Here is a 22,442-nt window from a genome sequence, read left to right on the forward strand (position 1 = left end):
AGGCTCACACGTTTCTTACCGACGGGTCAATAAGTCGCGCACAGGGGATTGACGCCCTTACTGACACGGAGTCTCATAAGAGGTGACCGCAGGCCGGCCCTGATCCACCAGCGAGGTAGCCACAGCCATGACGAGCGCACCCACCGAGATGACCGCGAAGGACACCGGGCTCCTGCGGGACGCCCTCGGCCTGCTCAAGGACCGGGAGCAGGTCGCCGAGCGGCTGCTCGACTCCTCCACCAAGCACTCCTTCGACCCCGACACCGCACTCGACTGGGACGCCCCCCTCGAAGAGGGCAAGTGGTTCTGGCCGCCGGAGCTGGTCTCGCTCTACGACACCCCGCTGTGGAAGCGGATGTCGCTCGAACAGCAGCAGGACCTCTCCCGGCACGAGGCCGCCTCGCTCGCCTCGCTGGGCATCTGGTTCGAGATCATCCTGATGCAGCTGCTCGTCCGGCACATCTACGACAAGCCGGTGACCAGCGCGCATGTCCGCTACGCCCTCACCGAGATCGCCGACGAGTGCCGGCACTCCAAGATGTTCGCGCGCATGATCCAGAAGGGCGGCGCGCCGGCGTACCCGGTCTCCCGGCTCAACCACCAGCTCGCCCGCGTCCTCAAGACCGTCTCCACCACCCCGGGCTCGTTCGCCTGCACCCTGCTCGGCGAGGAGATCCTGGACTGGATGCAGCGGCTGACGTTCCCGGACGAGCGGGTGCAGACGATCGTGCGCGGAGTGACCCGCATCCATGTCGTCGAGGAGGCCCGGCATGTGCGCTACGCCCGTGAGGAGCTGCGCCGCCAGATGGTCACCGCGCCGCGCTGGGAGCGCGAGTTGACCCGCATCAGCTCCGGCGAGGCGGCCCGGGTCTTCTCCGTCGCCTTCGTCAACCCGGCCGTCTACACCCACGTGGGCCTGGACCGGCGCGAGGCCGTCGCCCAGGTCAAGGCCAGTGGCCACCGCCGCGAGGTGATGCAGTCCGGCGCCCGGCGGCTGACCGATTTCCTGGACGAGATCGGCGTACTGCGCGGTGTGGGCCGCAGGCTGTGGCGCAGCTCGGGACTGCTGGCCTGAGGCCCCGGCATGGACCCCGTACACCCCGAGCACCTGTGCGAGCCCGAACCCGGGGCGGTTACGCTGCTGTTCATGAACGGCAGCGGCACCGCCCCAGCAGTACCCCGACCCGCCTACCGCAGGCTGAGCGTCGAGCAGCGCCGCAGCCAACTGCTCACCGCCGCGCTGGGCCTGTTCGCGCACCGCGCGCCCGAGGACGTCTCGCTGGACGATGTCGCCACCGCCGCCGAGGTCTCGCGCCCGCTGGTCTACCGCTACTTCCCCGGCGGCAAGCAGCAGTTGTACGAGGCCGCGCTGCGCAGCGCGGCCGATGTCCTGGAGCGCTGCTTCGCCGAACCGGACACCGGACCGCTGACCCGTCGGCTCTCGCGCGCTCTGGACCGCTATCTGGCCTTCGTCGACGAGCACGACGCGGGGTTCAGCGCGCTGCTGCAGGGCGGCAGCGTCGTGGAGACCACCCGTACGTCCGCGATCGTGGACGAGGTACGGCGCGCCGCCGCCGACCAGATCCTGCGGCATCTGGGCGAGCCGGAGCCGGGCCTGCGGCTGCGGATGACCGTGCGTATGTGGATCACCGCTGTCGAGGCCGCCTCGCTGATCTGGCTGGACGAGGACAAGCAGCCGGCCCTCGACGAGCTGCGGGACTGGCTGGTCGACCACTTCATCGCGCTGCTGACCGCCACCGCGGCCACGGACCCGCAGACCGCGCGGGTGACCCGGGCGGCGCTGAAGCTGGAGACCGCCGACGGCCCGGCCGGTGACCTGGCCCGCCGCATCCTGCCCGTCGTGAGCGACGCCGCGCATCTGCTGTGACCGGCGCCTGCGCGGCGGCGGTGTGACACTGAGGGCGTGAGAAGCGAGAACACCCTCTTCGTCGGGGGCCCGCTGGACGGCCGGGTACTGCCCGTCCTGGTCGGCGCGACCGGCCAGCCGCCGAAGACGTACGAGGTCCCGGTGCCGCACGACGACGGCCGGCCGCCGACGGTGCACGTCTACCGCCGCGTCCCGGCACGGGTGGGCCGCCTGGGCCTGCCCAGCGGATGGAAGTACGAGTACGCCCCGGAGGGCAAGGCGCCGGACGACGGGCCCAAGTGGCCCTGGCGCAAGCCCCGTTGAACCGGCAGCCGCCCTGCCGCAACCCCGCTGAACGGCCCCGCGCCCGAGCGAGAACCGCATCCCTTCCCCACGGACAGCCGCCGCCCCACGCGAGGTGATGGGCCGGAGGCGGTGGGTTGCGGGACGTAAAGCGCAGCAGTCCCGCAACCCACCGCCGGAGGCCCGTCACCGCCACCACGATGAAACACGCGCCGCGGCGACAGCCCGCAAAAAACACCCCTCCCCACCGAAGGTGGGGAGGGGAAAGCACGGCGGTGCACACGCCCACGTGGGAAGACAGCCCCCGCCGCAGGCGGTTATCAGCCGGTCAAAGACGCCAGATACGCATTCGTCTTCTCCGGCTCGTAGAAGAAGTTCTCGAAGTCGGACGGGTCGTTGAACCCGTTGGCGAAGCGGTCGGCGACGGGCTGCAGCTGGCCGGCCGCGCCGATGAGGTTCAGGATGTGCTCCGGCGGCGGGGCCAGCATCGCGTTGGTCCACTTGGTGACGTGCTGGGCGGTGTTCCAGTAGCGCTCGAAGGTGCTCTGCATCCACTCCCCGTCGAACGGCCGGTCGCCGCGCTCGACGATGGAGGCCAGGTAGGAGGCGGCGCACTTGGAGGCCGAGTTGGAGCCCTGGCCGGTGATCGGGTCGTTGGCGACCACGACGTCCGCGACGCCGAGCACCAGACCGCCGGAGGGCAGCCGGCCGACGGGGTTGCGCACGGTGGGGGCGTAGCGGCCGGCCAGCGTGCCGTTGGCGTCGGTCAGTTCGGCCTTGGTGGCGCGGGCGTACTCCCAGGGCAGGAACTTCTTCATCAGCTCCAGCGTCAGGGCGAGGTGCTCGTTGGGGTCCTTGACGCCCTGGAAGGCGTCCAGCGGACCGCCGGGTATGCCCTCCCAGAAGAGGATGTCGGCGCGGCCCGAGGTGGTGTACGTCGGCATGACGAACAGCTCGCCGACGCCGGGCACCAGGTTGCAGCGCACCGCGTCGAACTCGGGGTGCTCGGGGCGCGGGCCCATGCCGTGGACGTAGGAGACGGCGAGCGCGCGCTGCGGGGTGTCGTACGGCGAGCGGGAGGCGTCCCGGCCGAACATCGACACCAGCTCGCCCTTGCCGGCCGAGACCAGCGTCAGGTCGTAGCGGCTCGCGAAGAAGTCCAGGTCGGAGACGGAAGCGCCGTGGATGACGAGCTGGCCGCCGCGCTGCGCGAAGGTCTCCATCCAGCCGGCCATCTTCACCCGCTGGTCGACGGACTGGGCGTAGCCGTCCAGCATGCCGACCCAGTCGATGGCGCGCTGCGAGCCCTCGGGCGCCTCATGGCTGCCGGGGGCGGCGACCGAGACGCCAAGGCCCTCGATGCGGGGGGCCTGGCTCTCCCAGAAGTTGATCTGGAGGTCGCGCTCGTGCTGGAGCGCGGTGTGGAACATGCACTGCGTCGACATGACACGGCCGGCGCGGATCTCGTCGGCGGTGCGGTTGGACATGAGGGTGACCTCGTAGCCCTGGGACTGGAGGCCGAGGGCAAGCTGGAGACCGGACTGGCCGGCTCCGATGACGAGTATTTTCCGCATGGCGGCACTCTTCTCTAGCTACTGCTGGTGTTCTGAGGGGGGACGTGGGGGTGAGGGTGGCCCGTACGGGGCCGTGGCCCCGTACGGGGGCCGGTTACTCGGGCGCGGTCTCCAGAGCGTGGCCGACCAGCACGAGCAGCGACTCGATCACCGTGACCCGCTTCCGCGCGTCCATGATCACGACGGGCACGTGCGACGGCACGGTCAGTGCATCGCGCACATGCTCGACGGCGAAGCTCTCGGTCCCCTCGAAGTGGTTGACCGCGACGACATACGGCAGTCCGCAGCTCTCGAAGTAGTCGAGTGCCGGGAAACAGTCCTCCAGACGCCGGGTGTCGGCCATCACGATCGCACCGATCGCGCCGCGCACCAGGTCGTCCCACATGAACCAGAACCGCTGCTGTCCGGGCGTGCCGAACAGGTACAGCACCAGCTCCTGGTCGAGGGTGATCCGCCCGAAGTCCATCGCGACCGTGGTCGTGGTCTTGTCCGGGGTGGCGGTCAGATCGTCCGTGTCCGCGCTGGCCTGGGTCATCACCGCCTCGGTCTGGAGCGGGGTGATCTCCGAGACCGATCCGACGAAGGTGGTCTTTCCGACGCCGAAACCGCCCGCCACCACGATCTTGGTGGAGATCGGCGCCCGCGAACGGTCCGTCTGCCAGCTCTGCAGTCCCGCGTCGGCGGCCGGGTCGGACGGGCTCACGGAACCGGGGGTCGCCGTCGGCCCGGCCGATATCGTGTCAGAGCCTGTGAAGTCCACTCAGCACCCTTTCGAGCAGCGCGCGGTCGGGCCGGCCGGAGCCGTGCCCGGTGCCGTAGACGCGAATCTTTCCCTGGTCGGCGAGGTCGCTGAGCAGTACACGTACCACGCCCAGCGGCATCTTGAGGAGCGCGGAGATCTCCGCGACCGAGCGCATCCGGCGGCACAGCTCGACGATCGCGCGCATCTCCGGCATCACCCGGTCGCCCCAGCCGCCGGAGGTCAGCTCGCGCCGCTCCTCGGGCGCCTCCAGCGCGGCCACGAACGTCTCGACGAGCAGGACATGGCCGAACCGCGTCCGGCCGCCGGTGAGCGAGTACGGCCGCACGCGCGAGGGTTTCCGCTCCCCGCCGCGTACGGGGAGCTTGCGGGAACTGCTCATGCCGAAACCTCGCTTCGTCCGCCCTCGCACTCGCTCGGGGCGCACCTCTCCATGGTTCGCTCACTACGTTCGCTCACTGGGGGCTCTCCATCGACTTACGCAATTCACTGCGGAGTTCGGGGGTGAGGACATGGCCGGCCCGGCCGACGAACAGCGCCATGTGGTAGGCGATGACGCTCATATCGCAGTCCGGGGTGGTATGCACCCCGAGCAGCGAGCCGTCGCTGATCGACATGACGAACAGGCTGCCCTCGTCCATCGTGACCATCGTCTGCTTGACCGCCCCGGCGTCCATCAGCTTCGCGGCCCCCTGGGTGAGGCTGCCCAGCCCGGACACGATGGTGGCCAGGTCCGCGCTGGATCCCCGCGGACCGCCTCCTCCGCCCGGCCGGGCCGCCTCCTCCGCCCGGCCGGGGTCGGACGACAGCAGCAGCAGGCCGTCGGAGGAGACCACCGCGACCGAGTGGATGCCCGGTACCTCGTCGACCAGGTTGGTCAGCAGCCAATGCAGATTCCTTGCCTGACTGCTCAGACCTTGTCCGTAAGCAGTGGGTGCTTGCGCCTTCAATCGCGTGCCTCCTCGACAACGTGGCTCTCTCCCGGGGCCCCCGCTCCGTCGGTGTCCGTCTGTGGGATGGTCAGCTCCGCTGTACGTTCCGCGATCTCGGCTTCGACGTCACGCCGGCCGCTTCGCGCTCCCGCCTGAAATCCGCCGAGGCGGCGCCGCAGCGCCTCGGCATTGGCCGCACCGCTCTTGCGCGGTGCGGTCGGCGCCTGTTGCTGCGCCACGACCTTGGGGGTGCGCTTGGGCAGCCCCATGGAGGTCGTCCGCCGCTCCCCCGCGGGCGGGGCGGCGGCGGTCTGTGGGTCGGCCGGTGTCCCGGCCGGGGACACGTCGGCGGGTGCCGCGTCCGTGTCCGTGGGTGCCGCGTCCGTGGGTGCCGCGTCCGTGCCGGGGCCCGTGTGCTGGTCCGGACCGATCGCGTAAGGGTCGGACGAGGGCGCGCCGGCTCCGGAGGGCTCGCGGGGCGGGGCGGCGTGGCGGCCGGTGCCGGCCGGCGCCTGGTCCGCGGAGCGGCGCGCGGCCGGGTCCGCCGCCGGGGTGGCGGCCGGGGCGGCGTCGTCCTCGGGCCGGCGGTGCTCGCCGGCGCCGCTGGTGGTGGCGGCATAGGGGCCGGGCGACTGCGGGCCGTACGGGCTCTGCTCGGAACCGGAGTACGTGGTGGGGCCCGCGGGCTGCGGTTCGGTGGGTGCCGGCCCGTCCGGCACCCCGAGTCCGGCCGCGTCGATCGCGCGCTCCGCGGCGGCGACGAGCGGGTCGGTGGCGGGGGCCGCGTCCGGGGCACCCTGGGCCGGGCCCTGGCCGGGCTCATGGGCCGGGGCCGCGGCGGCAGCCGGCGGGCCGGCCACGGCTGCCGGGTCCCTGCGGGCCCCCCGGGTCGGCAGCGCGTTGGAGTTCGCCTCGGCGACCGAGCCGGGCAGGCCCGGGGTGTGCGCCACGTCCTGGTGCGCACTCGCCGCGGAGGCCGACGGTGCCGGTCGGGTCGGCAGGATCGAGCCGGGCAGGACGACGACGGCCGTGACGCCGCCCTGCTTCGCGTCCCGCAGCTGGACCCGGACACCGTGCCGGGCGGCCAGCCGCACCACGACGTACAGGCCCAGGCCCAGCGCCTCGTCGACGGTCTCGGAGGACGAGGCGGCCTCGGCGTCGGTCAGCCGCTCGTTGAGCTCGGCCATCCGCTCCGAGGTCATCCCTATGCCCTCGTCCTGGACGGAGAGCATGACCTCGCCGCTCTCCAGCAGCCAGCCGGAGAGCTCGACATGGGCGTCCGGCGGCGAGAAGGCGGTGGCGTTCTCCAGGAGTTCGGCGACCAGATGGCTGAGGTCGTCCGCGGCGAATCCGGCGACCTGGGAGTGCGGCGGCAGCGACTGGATACGCACCCGCTCGTAGCGCTCGATCTCACTGATCGAGGCGCGCAGCACGTCCAGCAGCGGTACCGGACCCGGGTGGTTGTTGCTGTACTGCTCGGCGCCCGCCAGCACGAGCAGGTTCTCGCTGTTGCGGCGCATCCGCGCGGCGAAGTGGTCCAGCTTGAAGAGGGTTTCCAGCCGCTCCGGGTCCTGCTCGCTCTCCTCCAGCGACTCGATGACGCCGAGCTGGCGCTCCACGAGGCCGAGGGTGCGCAGCGAGAGGTTGACGAACCGGCCGTGCACACCGGCGTGCAGGGCCGCCAGCCGCTCGGTGAGATCGGCGATCTCCTCCTTCAGGCCCTCGCCCTGCTCCTGCAGCACCTCGCGCTCGGCGACCAGCCGCTGGCGGCCGCTGATCAGCCGCTTGCGCTCGCTCTCCATCTCGGCGGTGCGCCGCGCCAGCTCGCCGACCTGGGCGTGCAGCGCATTGACGGACCGCACGGTGGTGGCGAATTCGTCGTTGCGGCCCTTGTAGGTGAGGGGGTCCTCGTGCGCGGGGTCGGCGGCCAGCCGCTTGGCGCCGATCCGCAGCGCGGCCAGCGGCTGGGTCAGGGAGCGGGCGGCCCAGATGCCGGCGCCGACGGCCAGCAGCAGGCACAGCCCTTCCAGGCCGATGCGGATCTCCAGCTCCGTGACGTCGTCGTCGCGCAGCGCGCCGAGGTGCTGGATGTCGGCGGTGGCCATGGCGGATTCGACGCCGCGCATCAGTCCGATGCGGCTGGTGAGCGTGGCCTGGACCCGCTGGCGGCTGAGCCGCAGGTCGAGGGCGTCCAGCCGGGGCTGGTCGGTCAGCCGGGCCAGATAGCGCTCGGCGGTGTTGACGTCCTCGCCGTTGACGGTGCGGACGTAACGGTCCCTGGCGCCCTGGCTCGCGGCCTGCTGGAAGTCGCCGAGCGCGCCCTGCTCGCGCAGGTGCGCGACCTGGGCGAGGTTCGTCAGCCGGGGCTGGCTGCCGCCCGCCTTGAGCGCGGCGAGCAGCAGGGCCCGGGTGCCCGCGGCCTGTTCGACGGCACGGCCGAGGGCGGGCAGCGCATGGATGTCGGCGTCGGCGGAGTTCGCGCGGGCGGGCAGTTCACGGGCGATGTCGTCGCTGATCGCACCGAGCGCCTGGATCGTCTCGGTGTAGGCGTTATAGGTCTGCTCGGCCGATCCGCCCGCGGACAGCACCTTTTGACGGATGTGCGGCAGCGTGCCCAGGAGCTTGGCGGCGGCCTTGTACACCGCGGTGTCGCCCGAGGCGTCCTGGGCCTCGGAGCGCAGTTCGCCGATCTGCCGGTCCACGCGGGCCCGCTGGGCCCGCAGGGCCGCGGCGTCGTTCGTCCGGGCGGCCCGGGCTCCGTTGACCGCGGAGTTCACCGGTCCCGCGGCCGTACGGCTGCCGTGCCCGGTGGCGACGTAGGCGGTCATACCGTCGCGTTCGTCGGCAAGGGAGTGCGCCAGCGCGATGGCCTGCGCGTTCAGCTCGGCCAGATCGACCAGTTGCTGACTGTGGTTGGCGTCGTCGGCCGTGGCCGTCAACCCGGGGACACCGGAGCCGAGGACGGCCGCGGCCACTACGGCCACCGCCCCGACAAGCCGGTTGCGCACCCGCGCGGGACGCCGGCCCGCACGGTCCTCGCCGCCGTCCGTCATACCCGGACCCTGGCCAGGACCCGAGCCCGTATTCGGTCCCGAGACCGAACCGGCCGGTGATCCCGGCTTCCTTGCGCCGCCTCGAAGCCGCATCTTCCGCACCGCTGCTCGCATTCCTGTCTCGCCTGTCCACGCCATATGGCGTCGCGGACCCGGCTCGCTCTCCGCTCACGGGGGCGGACCTGCGCGAAGACGCAGCAGCACACACTTCCGCGAGGGGAAACAGCCCGGCTCTGCGCGTCGCGACGAACGTCCTGGCCCCGCCCCATGACCGGGCAACGACCATTCCACCGGCGCCGCGCAGTGGCTCGGCAACACATGCCCGGCCACCTGAAGGAGTGAACATCAATCGGAGTTTGACCATCAACTTCCGTGCGCCAACGTTTTCGGCCGCACCCTGGGCCCGCCCCCGAACGGGTTTGGAGATGCGTCCGGCTCCTGGAAGGATGCGCGCCCGCACGCCGCCGCCCCGGCGGTCCTTACCTCCGGTACGCCGCCGCCCGGCCGCCCTCCGGCGCCGCTGTCAGCGACTGCCACCGGGGGCGGAGCCGGGGCCTCCGGCAGACTGGCGGCCATGCGCATCGAACTCGCCACCGAGCCGGGCGACCCCCAACGCCCAAACGAGGACTACGCATCGGTCGCCCTGCCGGCCGCCGGCCAGGGCGGAGCTCTCGTCCTGCTGGACGGGGTGACGCCCCCCGAGGAGGACTACGGCTGCCGCCACACGGTGCCGTGGTTCACCGCGCGCCTCGGTGGCGCAATGCTCGAACTGTCGGTTTCACACCGGGATATGACGCTCGCTGAGGTTCTCTCCTCGGCCATCTCCCGGACGGCCGATAACCACCGGGCGACCTGTGACCTTTCTCACGCCCGCACTCCGCAGGCAACCGTGATCGCCGCACGGTGGTCGGGGGACACCGTCGAATACCTCGTCCTGTCCGACTCGGTGCTGCTCCTGGAGCGGGCGGACGGCTCGGTGCAGCCGGTGCTCGACCCGCGGCTGGACGAACTGCCGCCCGCGGTCCAAGGCCGGCGCGCGGCCGTACGGGCACTGCCCCGCGGCTCGGCGGAACGGGCCGCGGCGGGCCGGAAGTACGCCCGCGCGGTCGAGGCGCTGCGCAACGCGGAGGGGGGCTTCTTCACCGCGGCCGCCGATCCGGCGGTGGCCGCCCGTGCGGTGTCCGGCACCGTGCCGCGCTCCGGGCTGCGTTCGCTGACCGCGCTCAGCGACGGTGCGAGCCGCTGGACGGAGGTCTTCCACGAGGGCTCCTGGGCCGACTGCGTGGCGCTGGTGGCCGGGCAGGGCCCGCAGGCGCTGATCGACCGGGTCCGGGCGGCGGAGGCGGCGGACCCGGAGGGCGCGGCGTATCCGCGCGGCAAGGCACGGGACGACGCGGCGGTGATCTTTGTGGCGCCGTGACGCCATGGCATGTAATGCCGTGATGCCGTGATTGATGTGGTGCGGTGGGGTTTCCGGCGCCCGGCTTCGGGGGTTGCCGGGCATTTTGCGGCGCCGGATTTTTTGTGACGTCGTGACAATCACCGGCGGGGCGGGAAAATTCTCCCGGCGCCGGGGAACGGCACCATGGCGGCATGGGTCCGGGGGGGGCGAGGCGGGCCACTCCCCCGCCGTGAAAGACGACGCCCCCAGGGGAGACCCCCTAGAGCCTGTCTTCAAAGTCCCGTCGTTCGCCCGCAGGGCGGGCCTCGCGGTGTCTGGTGCACTTCACTCGCTCCGCTCGCTCCGTCTCGGCTCCTTATGAAGTCCGTGGATGCCGAGCGCGATCGCAAGGCGGAGGGTCTTCCCGGTACTGGGTGTACCGGGGAGATCCCGACAACGCGGCGAGCGCGCGTGCCAGGCGCCGCGAGGCAGGCGGGACTTTGAAGACAGGCTCTAGACCCAACGCCGTTCAGTTAGGCGCGGAGGTCGTTCGTCAAGGCTGGTGAACGAGGCAGCGGAGCTGCTGTAGAAGAGGGCTGTCCTCCAAGACATCCTCACTACGGGAGCTCCGCTGTTGGAACAGGCTGCCATCACCAGGACGGCCCGGGTAGCGGCCGGGGTGTTCGCGCCGGGGCATATCGGTGAGCTGACCCGGATCGTGCCGTTCGAGATGGTCGATGCGGTGCTGGCGGAGACCGGTGCGGTGCAGCGCAGGGTCCGGCTGGTGCCGGCGCGGGTCACGGTGTACCTGCTGCTGGCCGCGGCACTCTTCAACGGGCTGGGCTACCAGCAGGTCTTCGACCGGCTGTGCGCCGGGCTGGCGGGCCTGCCGCTGCTCCGGCCCAGCGGCAGTGCTCTTCGCCAAGCCCGCCAGCGGCTGGGTCCGGCACCGATGAAGGCGCTGTTCAACCTGGTGAGCGGACCCGCGGCCACGACCGCTGCCGCCGGGCGGTGGCGGGGACTGAGGGTCGTCGCGGTTGACGGCACCCTGCTGCCGGTCCCGGACTGCCCGGCCAACCTCGCGGTGTTCACCCGGCAGCGGCTCGGCAACGGGACCTCGGGCTACCCGCAACTGCGTCTGGCCGCGCTGGTGGCCTGCGGCACCCGGTCGGTGATCGGGGCCGTGTTCGGCCCGGCCACGCATGGCGAGCTGGAATACGCCCGCTGCCTGGCAGACAGCCTGCGGCCCGGAATGCTGCTGCTGGGCGACCGGAACTTCTCCTCCGCCGCCCTGCTGAACCAACTGGCCGCCACCGGCACCCATCTGCTCGTCCGCTGCAAGGCCAACCGGAAACTGCCCGCGGTGGCCCGCTGCCACGACGGCTCGGTACTGACCCGGATCGGACCGCTGACCATGCGCGTCATCGACGCCGAGATCACCATCCGCACTGCCCAGGGCACCCGCACCGGCCACTACCGGCTGCTGACCACCCTTACCGACCCGGCCACCCACCCGGCTGGTGAACTCGTCCGGCTCTACCACGAGCGCTGGGAGATCGAGACCGCCTACGCCGAGCTGAAGTCGACGACTCTGGGCGGACGTGTCCTGCGGGCCCGCACTCCCGACGGCATCGAACAGGAAGTCTGGGCCCTGCTGACCGCCTACCAGGCATTACGCACTGCGATGACCGACGCCACCGACAGCGCCCCGGGCACCGACCCGGACCGGGCCGGCTTCACCACGGCCCTCGCCGCTGCCCGAGACCAACTTGTCCTGGCCGCGGGCGTCATCACCGGCACCGACATCGATCTCGTCGGCACCATCGGCCGTCACGTCCTGGCTCACCTCCTGCCGGCCAGGCGGGTCCGCACCAAAGACCGCATCGTCAAACGCGCAATCTCCAAATACAACGCACGCGGACCCGCCATCGACCGCACCACCTACAAGGCCACCATCAGCATCACCATGCTCACAAGCAGCCCTTGACACCACCGAGCCCGCCCTAACTGAACGGCGTTGGCTCTAGACCTCGTCCCCCTCCTGCTCGGCGTTCAGCCGGTGCAGCAGGCGGGCGAGTTCGGCGACCTCCATGCGGTCCCAGGAGGCGAGGCGGCGGGCGTACTGGGCGCGGCGGCCGGTGCGGACGCGGGTGAAGCGGTCGCTGCCCTCGTCGGTGAGGCGGACCAGGACCGCACGGCCGTCGGCCGGATCCGGCTCGCGGGCGATAAGTCCGAGCTTTTCCAGGGCGTGCAGCTGGCGGCTCATCGTGGCCTTGCCGACGCCGAAGAAGCCGGCGAGGCCGGTGGCCCGCTGGGTACCGGCGTCGGCCAGCCGCATGAGGAGGCCGTACGCGGAGGGCTCCAGGTCGGGATGTACCTCTCGTGCCAGTTCGCCGGACGAGGCACGGGCCCGGCGGAGAAATACCGCCAATTCGCGTTCCAGGGCCAGAAATACGTGGTCCACACCAATCGGTTCGCCGTCCGCCGTCGTACCGTCGGCTCCGGTGTTGTGCACGTCAGCGCCCCTTCTCGCTTTCCCTCACCTGAAAGTTTCCGCCATCGGCGGCTGAAGCCGCAGCTCGGCCAGTATTTCGCAGGAGTAGACCAACGGCAGCACGGTGCCCCTCTTTTGTCACGTCGTTCTACGCGCGTACGGTGCTTCTGGCATGGGCATAACAAGAGCCCGGGCTGTCAACGGTCCGCCGCGCGTCCTGCCCGTCGCACCGCCGCGCCCGCACGCCTGCGCCATGCCGTCAGTTCCCCCCTCAGTTCCCCCCCCAGTTCCTCCCCCCCTCAGTTCCTCCCCCCTCAGGTCACCCACCGAGATCTTCGGAGGCACGTATGTCCGTGCTCAGATCCGGCTTCCCCCACCGGCCCGCGCGTTCCCTCACGGCCCTGGCCGGGGTCCTTCTCGCGGTCCTCTCCCTCCTCCTCGGGCTGCCGGGCACCGCCGGCGCCACGGCCGGCCGGCGCGCGCCGGAGCCCCGCCACCCCGGCCAGGACTGGGCCGGTTCCCAGATCGCCCGGCACGAGGGCACCGCGGCCGGCACCGCACCGCCGGCGTCGTCGCTCGCGTCCGTCGAGGGCGTGGACGTCAGCAGTCACAACGGCAGCGTCGCCTGGTCGACGCTCTGGAACAGCGGCGTCCGCTTCGCCTATGTCAAGGCGACCGAGTCCACCAGCTACACCAACCCGTCCTTCGCGCAGCAGTACAACGGCTCCTACACCACCGGCATGATCCGGGGCGCGTACCACTTCGCCACACCCGACACCTCCAGCGGTGCCGCGCAGGCCGCCTACTTCGTGAACCACGGCGGCGGCTGGTCCAGGGACGGCAAGACACTGCCCGGCGCGCTCGACATGGAGTACAACCCCTATGGCGCCACCTGTTACGGGCTGAGCGCGGCCGGCCTGGTGAACTGGATGAAGGACTGGTTCGCCACCTACAAGGCGCGTACCGGCCGGGACGCCGTCATCTACACCTCCACCGGCTGGTGGAAGCAGTGCACCGGCAACTCCGCCGCCTTCGGTGCCGTCAACCCGCTGTGGATACCGCGCTACGGTTCGTCGGCCGGCGAACTCCCGGCCGGCTGGGGCTTCCACACCCTCTGGCAGTACACCTCGTCCGGCGCGACGGTCGGGGACCACAACCGCTTCAACGGCGCGCTGGACCGTCTCAAGGCCCTCGCCAACGGCTGATACGCGGGCGTGCGGCCCCTCTCCACGCCCGGGCCGTACGCACGAGCGGGCCCCTGCCGCACACCGGGTGCGGCAGGGGCCCGTACCGTTTCCGCCCGCCGTCAGGCCGCGCCGTCAGGCCGCGACCTGCATCTCCGGGGCGGCCCCGTTCGCGGCCGGGGTCAGCGCCAGTTCCAGCACCTGGCGGACGTCGGCGACCGGATGGACCTCCAGGGAGTCCAGGATCTCGGCCGGTACGTCGTCCAGGTCCGGTTCATTGCGCCGCGGGATGATGACGGTGGTGATACCGGCCCGGTGCGCCGCCAGCAGCTTCTGCTTGACGCCGCCGATCGGCAGCACCCGCCCGGTCAGCGAGACCTCACCGGTCATCGCCACGTCCGGCCGGACGTGCCGGCCCGACAGCAGCGACGCCAGCGCCGTCGTCATCGTCACGCCCGCGCTCGGCCCGTCCTTGGGGACGGCGCCCGCCGGTACGTGCAGATGCACACCGCGCTCCTTCAGGTCGGCGACCGGAAGCTCCAGTTCGGCGCCGTGGGAGCGCAGGAACGACAGCGCGATGTGCGCGGACTCCTTCATCACGTCACCGAGCTGGCCGGTCAGCTGGAGCCCGGAAGCGCCGGTCTCCGGATCGGCGAGCGAGGCCTCCACATAGAGGACATCGCCGCCGGCGCCGGTGACCGCGAGTCCGGTGACCACCCCGGGGACCGCGGTGCGCCGCTCGGCCGGGTCCTGTGCCGACTCGGGGGTGTGGTGCGGCCGCCCGATCAGCGGGCGCAGCTGGTCCACGCCGACCGTGAACGGCAGCTCCCGCTCGCCCAGTTCGTGCTGTGCGGTGACCTTCCGCAGCAGCCTGGCGACGGCGCGCTCCAGGTTCCGTACGCCCGCCTCGCGGGTGTACTCCCCCGCCAGCTTGCGCAGCGCGTCGTCCTCCAGGGTCACCTCGCCGGTCTCCAGACCGGCCCGCTCCAGCTGGCGCGGCAGCAGGTGGTCCCGGGCGATGACGACCTTCTCGTCCTCGGTGTAGCCGTCCAGACGCACCAGCTCCATCCGGTCGAGCAGCGGCCCGGGGATGGCTTCGAGGACATTGGCGGTGGCCAGGAAGACCACATCGCTGAGGTCGAGTTCAACCTCCAGGTAGTGGTCACGGAAGGTGTGGTTCTGCGCCGGGTCCAGGACCTCCAGGAGGGCGGCGGCGGGGTCGCCCCGGAAGTCGGAGCCCACCTTGTCGATCTCGTCGAGCAGCACCACCGGGTTCATCGACCCGGCCTCCTTGATCGCGCGGACGATCCGGCCGGGCAGTGCGCCGACGTAGGTGCGCCGGTGGCCGCGGATCTCCGCCTCGTCCCGGACGCCGCCGAGCGCGACCCGGACGAACTTGCGGCCCATGGCCCGCGCGACGGACTCGCCGAGCGAGGTCTTGCCGACCCCGGGCGCCCCGACGAGCGCCAGAACGGCGCCGCCCGCCCGCCGCCCGCCGCTGCCCCGGCCCGCATCGCCGCGCGACGTCCCCTCCGACGGCCCGCCGACCGGCCCGAGGCCCCGCTCGGCCCGTCGCTTGCGGACGGCCAGGTATTCGGTGATCCGCTCCTTGACGTCGTCCAGACCGAAGTGGTCGGCGTCCAGCACCTCCCTGGCGCCGGTGATGTCGTAGGCGTCCTCGGTGCGTTCGTTCCAGGGCAGTTCCAGGACGGTGTCCAGCCAGGTGCGGATCCAGGAACCCTCGGGGCTCTGGTCGCTGGACCGCTCCAGCTTGTCGACCTCCTTGAGGGCGGCCTTGCGGACGTCCTCGGGCAGGTCGGCGGCCTCGACCCGGGCGCGGTAGTCATCGCCCTCGTCCTCCGGATCGCCGTTCAGCCCGGCGAGTTCCTTGCGGACCGCCTCCAGCTGCCGCCGCAGCAGGAACTCCCGCTGCTGCTTGTCGACGCCTTCCTGGACGTCCTTGGCGATGGATTCGGCGACGTCCTGCTCGGCCAGATGCTCGCGCAGCGTCTCGGTGGCGTACTTCAGCCGGGCGACCGGATCGGCGGTCTCCAGCAGGTGGACCTTCTGTTCGGTGGTCAGGAACGGCGAGTAGCCGGAATTGTCGGCCAGCGTCGGGACGTCCTCGATCTGCTGGACGCGGTCGACGACCTGCCAGGCGCCGCGCTTGCGCAGCCAGCTGGTGGCCAGCGCCTTGTACTCCGTGACGAGTTCGGTCACCGCGCCGGGCAGCGGGTCGGGGACCGTCTCCTCGACGGTCGTGCCCTCCACCCAGAGCGCGGCCCCGGGCCCGGTCGTGCCGGAACCGATCCGTACCCGCCCCAGGCCCCGGATCAGCGCGCCGGGGTCGCCGTCGGACAGCCGCCCGACCTGCTCGATCCGCCCGAGCGTGCCGATGCCGGCGTAGGCGCCGTCGACGCGGGGAACGAGCAGCACCCGCGGTTTGTTACCCGGGGTGGCGGCGGCCTGCGCGGCCTCCACCGCTGCCCGTACATCCGCGTCGGACAGGTCCAGGGGCACCACCATGCCGGGGAGCACGACCTCGTCATCGAGGGGCAGCACGGGCAGAGTGAGCGGTGTGGACGTCGAAGCCATGATCTCCCCTTCGGCAAGCAAGTTGAGCTTTACCCACTCAATGCAGCCGGGCCGGGAGATGTTCCCCGCTGTGCGTTCGCTGTGAGCGATCAGACGCGGCGCGCTACCAGTGGGCAGGGCGGGACAAGCCCTGCGGCAGCTTGGTCGCCGTGTCGCCCCTGGCCGCGTTGAGCTGCGCCTGGGTCAGGAAGAGGGCGCCGGTGAGATCGGCACCGCCGAGGTCGGCGTCCCGCAGATCGGCGCCGATCAGGTCCGCCGTGCGCAGATCGGCGCCCTTGAGGTCGGCGGCGATGAGGCAGGCACCGCGGAGACTGGCGCCCCGCAGATGCGCCCCCTTGAGGCGCGCCCCCATGAGATCGGCCCCCCGCCGCTCCTTCTTGCGGCCCGGCACCCCGGCCCGTACGAGTTCGCTGGTGCGCAGCAGCAGGGTGTTGACCTCGCCCCGGTGGGCCGGCACATCGAGCGCCGTGAGCTCCTGGGCGCCGGCGCGGGTGAGGCCTTCGGTCTTCTCCAGCGCGGCCCGCAGCTCGGCGTGCACCGGACGGGCCGCAGGGCGGGACAGCGCCTCGGCCAGGTACCGGAGGAGTTCGTGCAGCTGCCGCATGACGGGGAAGACGTCGAACATCTGCCGGGCGGTCTCCGGTGCCTGCCGCCAGTCCCGACCGCCGAAGGTGACCTGGGAGACCTTCTGTCCGGCGCCGAAGCAGTCGAAGACGGTGCAGCCGGAGAAGCCGCGCGGGCGGAGGTCGGTGTGGATGCCGCAGCGGAAGTCCGTCTGCAGGTTCGGGCAGGGCCGGCCGGCGTCCTTGTCGATCGCGAAGTCCGCCGAGGCCGCGAACGGCAGCGCCACACAGCAGAGCCCGAAGCAGCTGCCGCAGTCGGACTGCAGGCCGAGTTCGGCGGTGTCCGGAATCGGTTGCTCGTGGTCGGTCGATGGCATGCGCTCTGGGGACAAGGCGGGTGCACTCCTGCGGGACGGCAAGCGCCGCACGAGGCCGCGCTCGGAAGGAGCCGCCATTCTCCCAGGCGGCCACGGCACAGCGCGCCTGACCGGATGCGCTCGCCGCGGAAGGGCAACGGCCCCTTCGCCGACCTGCGTTGTCAGTGGTCGCCTCTAGCCTCGGGACCATGAGCATGATCGGTGAGTACGCACGTGTCACCCCTGCCGAACTCGACCGCGCCCTGGGCGATCCCGAGTGGGCGCTGGAGCTGGTCGGCGGGTGGATGGAGGCGGAGGCGGAAGCGGCCGGGGCTGCGCAGTCCGCGCCGGCCCGCTGCATGGACGTCGACAAGGCCTGGGACGCGCTCGGATTCCTGCTGCGCCGGGCGGCCTTCCCGGTGGACATCGTCCACGGCGAGGAGGCCGTCCCGGATGCCGACGACTGGGGCTACGGCCCGCCCCGCTACCTCACCCCCGAGCGGGTGCGGGCCGCCGCCGCGGCGCTGGCGGAGATATCCGGTGAGCGGCTGACGGCCGGCGTCGGCCCGGAGGATCTGGCCGCGGCGGAGGTGTACCCGGCGATCGTCTGGGAGCGGGGCGAGTCCCTGGACTATGTGCGCGAGCATTACGAGCAGCTGCGGCCGTTCTTCCGCACGGCGGCGGACCAGGGGGACGGCATGCTCGTGTGGCTGGGTTAGCGGGGCGGCCGGGTCCGGGTACCGCTCGGGCAGGGCGTCGGCCGCAGCCGGGGCGGACCGCACGGAAAATCCCGGCGTCTGCGTCCTCACACCCCGTCATGACTGCTACCTTCACCGCATGTTGCAGCGGATGTCCGGAGTCTTCATCGGCGCATTCTTCGGCACGGTCTTCGTGGTCGCCAATGCACACGCCCCGCTGAATCCCACGCTCGGCATCGCCCTGCGGGTGCTCGCGGTGCTCACCTTCGCCGGGCTGCTGACGCTGGCGCTGCGGACCGGGCGCCTCGGGCAGCCCGCCGACGGCGCCGGGAGTCCCCGGGCGGACTGGTTCCGGGGGCGGTTCGCGTTCGTCGTGGGGGCCGAGGTCGTGCTGCTGATCGGCGGCAATCTCGCGCTGCGCGCCGCGGGCGCCCCCGAGCCGACCGCCGTGGCCTGGACCGCGCTGATCGTCGGTCTGCACTTCGTGGCGCTGTCGGCGGTCTGGCAGCGGCGCAGCATCGCCGTCCCCGGAATCGCACTGACCGCGCTCGGGGTGACCGGGCTGGTCATGGCGGCGACCTCCGCCGTGGCATGGGTGCCGTTCGTCAGCGGTGTGCTGTCCGGCGTGACGCTGCTGGGCGGCTGCGCCTACGCCATCACCCATACATACCGCTCGGCCGTGAGCCCGCGGCCGCCGGGCGCTCAGTAGGTGCGCACACCCCGCAGCGCCGGATGCCCCAGGTCGCCCAGGAGCGGCGCGGGCCGGGCGTGCCGGGTGCGCCAGCGGCGCAGCAGCGGCCAGCTCGCCATCCCCAGGGTGAGCGAGAGCAGATGGCCCCAGTCGGTCATCGGGTCGATATAGGCGAGCAGATCGGTCACGGCCACGTATCCGACGCCGGCCAGCACGGGCCAGCGCAACCAGGCGGGCAACAGGCCCGCGAGGGCTCCGATGCTGGTCATCACGCCGAAGCTGATGCCGTAGTCGAGACGGTGCAGCGAGCTCTCCGGCAGCCGGCCGGCGGCGACCGAGAAGGCGACGGGCAGCTCGGTGGCGAGGGTGGCCAGCGCATGGCCGCCGAAGAAGACGGCGGCGGTGCGCAGCCCGCCGATCCGCCGCTCCAGCGCCGTCAGGACGAAGAGGAAGCCGATGGCGTACGCGGAGGTCATACCGCCCGCGATCCACAGTGCGCTGGCGACGAGCACCAGCAGCGGGGCCTGTGCCAGGTGGACGACGTCCGTACTGGAGCCCTGGAGCAGGTCGGAGACCAGCGCCGGGTCGGCGTACTCGGCGAAGAGCGAGGTGGCCACGAGGAGGAGGGCGTAGCCGAAGGTGAAGGGGGTGCCGGCGGGCGTGGGCAGCAGCCGCCACGGCCGTCGGCGCGGGGGCGCCGGAAGGGCTGCCTGCTCCTCGTCCACGAGGGCCGGCCGGGGTGCGCGCTGCCGGGGGATGCCCGGCAGCAGGCCCGGCGGGACGGCCGGTGCCGCACCCGGCCCGTCACCCGTCCCCGGTATGGCGGACGGCCCGCGATCGACCCGTGCTCTCGCGGCGGTTCCCAGCCAGCTCACTTGTCCGAGGCCCCTTCCGTCCCTGGCGCATCCGGTCAGCCACGCCCGTCCCCCCGGCCGTGATTCCCCTGCCTTGCCCTACGTCGCGGACCAGCCTGCATGCTCAACCCATGAAGAAGCTGTGTGAGTGACATCCCTCACATAAGGCAACCGTCCGAAGGGGCGTCACGTCCGTGCCGCCGGCGGCGGAATCCTCCACCCTGGCGTTGGACCGGCGCGGCCCGTATTGGCCACCATGGCGCCATGGCTCCCGTTACTCCGACGCAGGCAACGACCGGCCTCCCCGAGGCGCCGCGCACCGTCGACCGCCGCGAGGGCCCGTACGGCGAAGTGGTGCTGCGACAGCGGGGCGGACCCCCCGCAGGCCCCGGAGTTGAGGCCTCCGGCGCCCCCGCCGCGCCCGCGGTCTACGAAATCATCGCCAACGGCTGCTTCCTGATGGACACCTCCGACGGCCGGTCCGAGCGGCTGCTGATCGACGCCGCACTGGCCGCGCTGCCGGCCGGCCGCGCACGGCCTTCCGTACTGATCGGCGGCCTCGGCGTCGGGTTCTCCCTGGCCCGAGCGGCCGAAGTGCCGCGCTGGGGCCGGATCGTCGTGGTCGAGCGCGAGGAGGCGGTCATCGACTGGCACCGCACGGGCCCGCTCTCGGCGGTCTCGGCGGCCGCGCTGGCCGATCCGCGCAGCGAGATCCTGCACACCGACCTGGTCGCCCACCTGCGGACCCCGGCGGGCCAAGACACCTACGACGCCCTGTGTTTGGACATCGACAACGGCCCCGACTGGACCGTCACCGAGGACAACCACAGCCTCTACTCCCCCGGCGGACTCGCCGCCTGCCGGGACCGTCTGACACCCGGCGGGGTGCTCGCCGTCTGGTCCGCGCAGCCCTCGCCGGCCTTCGAGGAAGCCTTGCGAAATGCCGGATTCAGCGGGGTACATACGGAAGAGATCCCCGTTGTCCGAGGCGTCCCTGACGTGGTCCATCTCGCGCGGAAGGGCGCGTAGCCGACACTCACACCATGCCCGTACGCTGCTGCCCAGCAATACGCGACCACGCAGGGGATGCAGGGGCGGGCGATGGACCAGACTCAGACAACGCAGGGCGGCGCCGCCGCCACGCCGGGCGCCCAGCGCCGGGTACTGGTCGTGGAGGACGACCCGACGATCGTCGAGGCGATCGCGGCCCGGCTGCGCGCCGAGGGCTTCCAGGTGCAGACGGCGACCGACGGCCCGGCCGCGGTGGAGACCGCGGAGGCCTGGCAGCCGGATCTGCTGGTCCTCGATGTGATGCTGCCGGGCTTCGACGGCCTGGAGGTGTGCCGCCGGGTCCAGGCCCAGCGGCCGGTGCCCGTGATGATGCTCACCGCCCGGGACGACGAGACCGACATGCTCGTCGGCCTCGGCGTCGGCGCCGACGACTACATGACCAAGCCGTTCTCGATGCGGGAACTGGCCGCCCGGGTGCACGTCCTGCTGCGGCGGGTCGAGCGCGCGGCGCTGGCCGCGCACACCCCGCGCACCGGCATCCTCCGGCTGGGCGAGCTGGAGATCGACCACGCCCAGCGCCGGGTGCGGGTGCGCGGCGCGGACGTCCATCTGACGCCCACCGAGTTCGATCTGCTGGTCTGCCTGGCGAACACCCCGCGCGCGGTGCTCTCCCGTGAGCAGCTGCTGGCCGAGGTGTGGGACTGGGCGGACGCCTCCGGGACCCGCACGGTCGACAGCCACATCAAGGCGCTGCGCCGCAAGATCGGCGCCGAGCGCATCCGTACGGTCCACGGCGTCGGCTATGCCCTGGAGACCCCGGCCGCATGACGCGGCGCTGGTGGCACACGCCCGTACGCGAGCTGGGGCGGCGGGTCTGGGAGGGCCTGCGCCCGCTCGACCCCTACCGCTCGGTGAAGGCCGCGCTCGGCGCGCTGGTCAGCGTCTCGGTGATCATCACCACGCTGCTGGTCTTCGTCGCGATGCACTCGGCGACCGAGCTGCGGGTGATCACGATCTTCTCGGTGATCGCCTCGCTGCTGATCACCCAGTTCGTGGCCAACAGCCTGACCGCTCCGCTCGACGAGATGACGGACGTCACCCGGTCGATGGCGCACGGTAACTACAGCCGCCGGGTCCGCTCGGAGCGCCGCGACGAGTTCGGCGATCTGGCGAACGCCTTCAACCGGATGGCGGCCGATCTGGAGGCGGTGGACACCCACCGCAAGGAGCTGGTGGCGAATGTCTCGCACGAGCTGCGCACCCCGATCGCCGCACTCCGTGCCGTGCTGGAGAACGTGGTCGACGGGGTCAGCGAGCCGGACCCGGAGACCATGCGGACGGCGCTGCAGCAGACCGAGCGGCTGGGGCGCCTCGTCGAGCACCTCCTCGACCTGTCCCGGCTGGACAACGGGGTGGTGCCGCTGCACGCCCGGCGCTTCGAGGTCTGGCCGTATCTGTCCGGGGTGCTCAAGGAGGCCAATATGAGCCGCGGCGCCTCCACGCTGTCGGGGCCGTCGGGGGTCGCCGGCTCCGGTACCCACACCCGTACGGATGTCCATCTCCACCTCGATGTCTCGCCGCCCGAGCTGACCGCGCACGCGGACGCCGAGCGGCTGCACCAGGTCGTGGCCAATCTCATCGACAACGCGATCAAGCACAGTCCGCGGCACGGCCGGGTCACGGTGCACGCGCGCCGTGGCGAGGGCCCCGAGAGCCTGGAGCTGGACGTGCAGGACGAGGGGCCCGGCATCCCCGAGTCGGAGCGCTACCGGGTCTTCGAGCGCTTCAACCGCGGCGGCCCCGCCCCCTCCGGCCCCGGCTCGGACGGGGGGACGGGCCTGGGCCTGGCCATCGCGCGCTGGGCCGTCGACCTGCACGGCGGGCGCATCGGCGTGGCCGAATCCCCCCGCGGTTGCCGGATCCGGGTCACTCTTCCGGGGTTGGAGTCAGCTCGAAGCTGACGGCCGCTGACGTAGGGTCGGTGGTGGGAGCACTCCGGCGCGGGTCTCACGGTGATCAGCCCTACCCGCATACAGGCAAACCCCGTGTGTTTCCCGCCAAGTCCTGCCCCGAAACCCGTCCGGGAATGTGACGTACGCGACGAGTGACCCTCCCGGCCTGCATCC

The 22,442-nt window shown here is 71.9% G+C and carries 20 protein-coding genes; 11 read left to right on the forward strand and 9 right to left on the reverse strand.

From position 1 onward, the window contains the following. Positions 1 to 127 precede the first annotated feature (127 nt). From OHS81_RS11075 to OHS81_RS11085, 3 genes are all read left to right on the forward strand, one after another. Complete coding sequence (locus OHS81_RS11075; protein ID WP_328384636.1) at positions 128 to 1,075, forward strand: AurF N-oxygenase family protein; 948 nt, start codon at positions 128 to 130, stop codon at positions 1,073 to 1,075. A 72-nt stretch (positions 1,076 to 1,147) separates the two neighbouring features. Next, a complete protein-coding gene (locus OHS81_RS11080) occupies positions 1,148 to 1,888 on the forward strand; it encodes a TetR/AcrR family transcriptional regulator (RefSeq protein WP_328384637.1) in 741 nt (246 codons plus the stop codon). A gap of 36 nt (positions 1,889 to 1,924) precedes the next feature. Further along, positions 1,925 to 2,191, forward strand: coding sequence for a hypothetical protein (locus OHS81_RS11085; protein ID WP_328384638.1), 267 nt, complete (start codon positions 1,925 to 1,927; stop codon positions 2,189 to 2,191). A 299-nt stretch (positions 2,192 to 2,490) separates the two neighbouring features. Here the strand turns inward: OHS81_RS11085 and OHS81_RS11090 are convergent, their stop codons facing one another. The 5 genes from OHS81_RS11090 to OHS81_RS11110 all read right to left on the reverse strand — a co-directional run bounded on the left by OHS81_RS11090 (position 2,491) and on the right by OHS81_RS11110 (position 8,489). Further along, positions 2,491 to 3,744: a styrene monooxygenase/indole monooxygenase family protein gene (locus OHS81_RS11090; protein ID WP_328384639.1), complete on the reverse strand. Its 1,254-nt coding sequence runs from the start codon at positions 3,742 to 3,744 to the stop codon at positions 2,491 to 2,493. A gap of 94 nt (positions 3,745 to 3,838) precedes the next feature. Continuing rightward, a complete protein-coding gene (locus tag OHS81_RS11095) occupies positions 3,839 to 4,447 on the reverse strand; it encodes a GTP-binding protein (protein WP_328384640.1) in 609 nt (202 codons plus the stop codon). Positions 4,448 to 4,484: 37 nt separating this feature from the next. Beyond that, on the reverse strand, positions 4,485 to 4,886 hold the full coding sequence (locus tag OHS81_RS11100; RefSeq protein ID WP_086720132.1) for a DUF742 domain-containing protein: 402 nt from the start codon (positions 4,884 to 4,886) through the stop codon (positions 4,485 to 4,487). A gap of 73 nt (positions 4,887 to 4,959) precedes the next feature. Beyond that, positions 4,960 to 5,454 (reverse strand): roadblock/LC7 domain-containing protein, encoded by a 495-nt coding sequence (locus tag OHS81_RS11105; RefSeq protein WP_328384641.1) that lies wholly within the window; start codon positions 5,452 to 5,454, stop codon positions 4,960 to 4,962. After that, a complete protein-coding gene (locus OHS81_RS11110) occupies positions 5,451 to 8,489 on the reverse strand; it encodes a nitrate- and nitrite sensing domain-containing protein (protein ID WP_328384642.1) in 3,039 nt (1,012 codons plus the stop codon). The genes OHS81_RS11105 and OHS81_RS11110 overlap by 4 nt, the downstream gene beginning before the upstream one ends. A 574-nt stretch (positions 8,490 to 9,063) precedes the next feature. Here OHS81_RS11110 and OHS81_RS11115 point away from each other — a divergent pair. Then, entirely contained in the window at positions 9,064 to 9,909 is an 846-nt protein-coding gene (locus OHS81_RS11115) for a protein phosphatase 2C domain-containing protein (RefSeq protein WP_328384643.1), read from the forward strand. A gap of 595 nt (positions 9,910 to 10,504) precedes the next feature. After that, on the forward strand, positions 10,505 to 11,857 hold the full coding sequence (locus OHS81_RS11120; protein ID WP_328384644.1) for an IS4 family transposase: 1,353 nt from the start codon (positions 10,505 to 10,507) through the stop codon (positions 11,855 to 11,857). A 36-nt stretch (positions 11,858 to 11,893) separates the two neighbouring features. Here the strand turns inward: OHS81_RS11120 and OHS81_RS11125 are convergent, their stop codons facing one another. Beyond that, positions 11,894 to 12,385, reverse strand: coding sequence for a MarR family winged helix-turn-helix transcriptional regulator (locus tag OHS81_RS11125; protein WP_328384645.1), 492 nt, complete (start codon positions 12,383 to 12,385; stop codon positions 11,894 to 11,896). Positions 12,386 to 12,711: 326 nt separating this feature from the next. Between OHS81_RS11125 and OHS81_RS11130 the strand changes: the two genes are divergently transcribed. After that, positions 12,712 to 13,569, forward strand: a complete 858-nt coding sequence (locus OHS81_RS11130) for a lysozyme (protein ID WP_328384646.1) — start codon at positions 12,712 to 12,714, stop codon at positions 13,567 to 13,569. 114 nt (positions 13,570 to 13,683) lie between these two features. Here OHS81_RS11130 and lon read toward each other — a convergent pair whose 3' ends face one another. Next, the gene (lon, locus tag OHS81_RS11135) at positions 13,684 to 16,143 is read right to left on the reverse strand and encodes an endopeptidase La (RefSeq protein WP_328384647.1); all 2,460 of its coding nucleotides are present in this window, start codon (positions 16,141 to 16,143) and stop codon (positions 13,684 to 13,686) included. 103 nt (positions 16,144 to 16,246) lie between these two features. Further along, positions 16,247 to 17,083 (reverse strand): pentapeptide repeat-containing protein, encoded by an 837-nt coding sequence (locus tag OHS81_RS11140; protein ID WP_328384648.1) that lies wholly within the window; start codon positions 17,081 to 17,083, stop codon positions 16,247 to 16,249. 188 nt (positions 17,084 to 17,271) lie between these two features. On the opposite strand from OHS81_RS11140, the gene OHS81_RS11145 reads away from it, so the two are divergent. Both OHS81_RS11145 and OHS81_RS11150 read left to right on the forward strand, forming a co-directional pair. Next, positions 17,272 to 17,781 carry a YfbM family protein gene (locus OHS81_RS11145; protein WP_328384649.1) on the forward strand — a complete coding sequence of 170 codons (510 nt, stop codon included), beginning with the start codon at positions 17,272 to 17,274 and terminating at the stop codon, positions 17,779 to 17,781. Between the two features lie 118 nt (positions 17,782 to 17,899). Then, positions 17,900 to 18,469: a hypothetical protein gene (locus OHS81_RS11150; RefSeq protein ID WP_328384650.1), complete on the forward strand. Its 570-nt coding sequence runs from the start codon at positions 17,900 to 17,902 to the stop codon at positions 18,467 to 18,469. Here OHS81_RS11150 and OHS81_RS11155 read toward each other — a convergent pair. After that, on the reverse strand, positions 18,463 to 19,326 hold the full coding sequence (locus OHS81_RS11155; RefSeq protein ID WP_328384651.1) for a rhomboid-like protein: 864 nt from the start codon (positions 19,324 to 19,326) through the stop codon (positions 18,463 to 18,465). The genes OHS81_RS11150 and OHS81_RS11155 overlap by 7 nt on opposite strands. A gap of 243 nt (positions 19,327 to 19,569) precedes the next feature. On the opposite strand from OHS81_RS11155, the gene OHS81_RS11160 reads away from it, so the two are divergent. From OHS81_RS11160 to OHS81_RS11170, 3 genes are all read left to right on the forward strand, one after another. Continuing rightward, positions 19,570 to 20,334 (forward strand): spermidine synthase, encoded by a 765-nt coding sequence (locus OHS81_RS11160; RefSeq protein ID WP_328384652.1) that lies wholly within the window; start codon positions 19,570 to 19,572, stop codon positions 20,332 to 20,334. Between the two features lie 72 nt (positions 20,335 to 20,406). Further along, complete coding sequence (locus tag OHS81_RS11165; protein WP_088799975.1) at positions 20,407 to 21,144, forward strand: response regulator transcription factor; 738 nt, start codon at positions 20,407 to 20,409, stop codon at positions 21,142 to 21,144. Continuing rightward, a complete protein-coding gene (locus OHS81_RS11170) occupies positions 21,141 to 22,277 on the forward strand; it encodes a HAMP domain-containing sensor histidine kinase (protein WP_328384653.1) in 1,137 nt (378 codons plus the stop codon). The genes OHS81_RS11165 and OHS81_RS11170 overlap by 4 nt, the downstream gene beginning before the upstream one ends. Positions 22,278 to 22,442 lie beyond the last annotated feature (165 nt).

It is taken from the genome of Streptomyces sp. NBC_00400 (assembly GCF_036048035.1).
Taxonomy (GTDB): Bacteria; Actinomycetota; Actinomycetes; order Streptomycetales; family Streptomycetaceae; genus Streptomyces.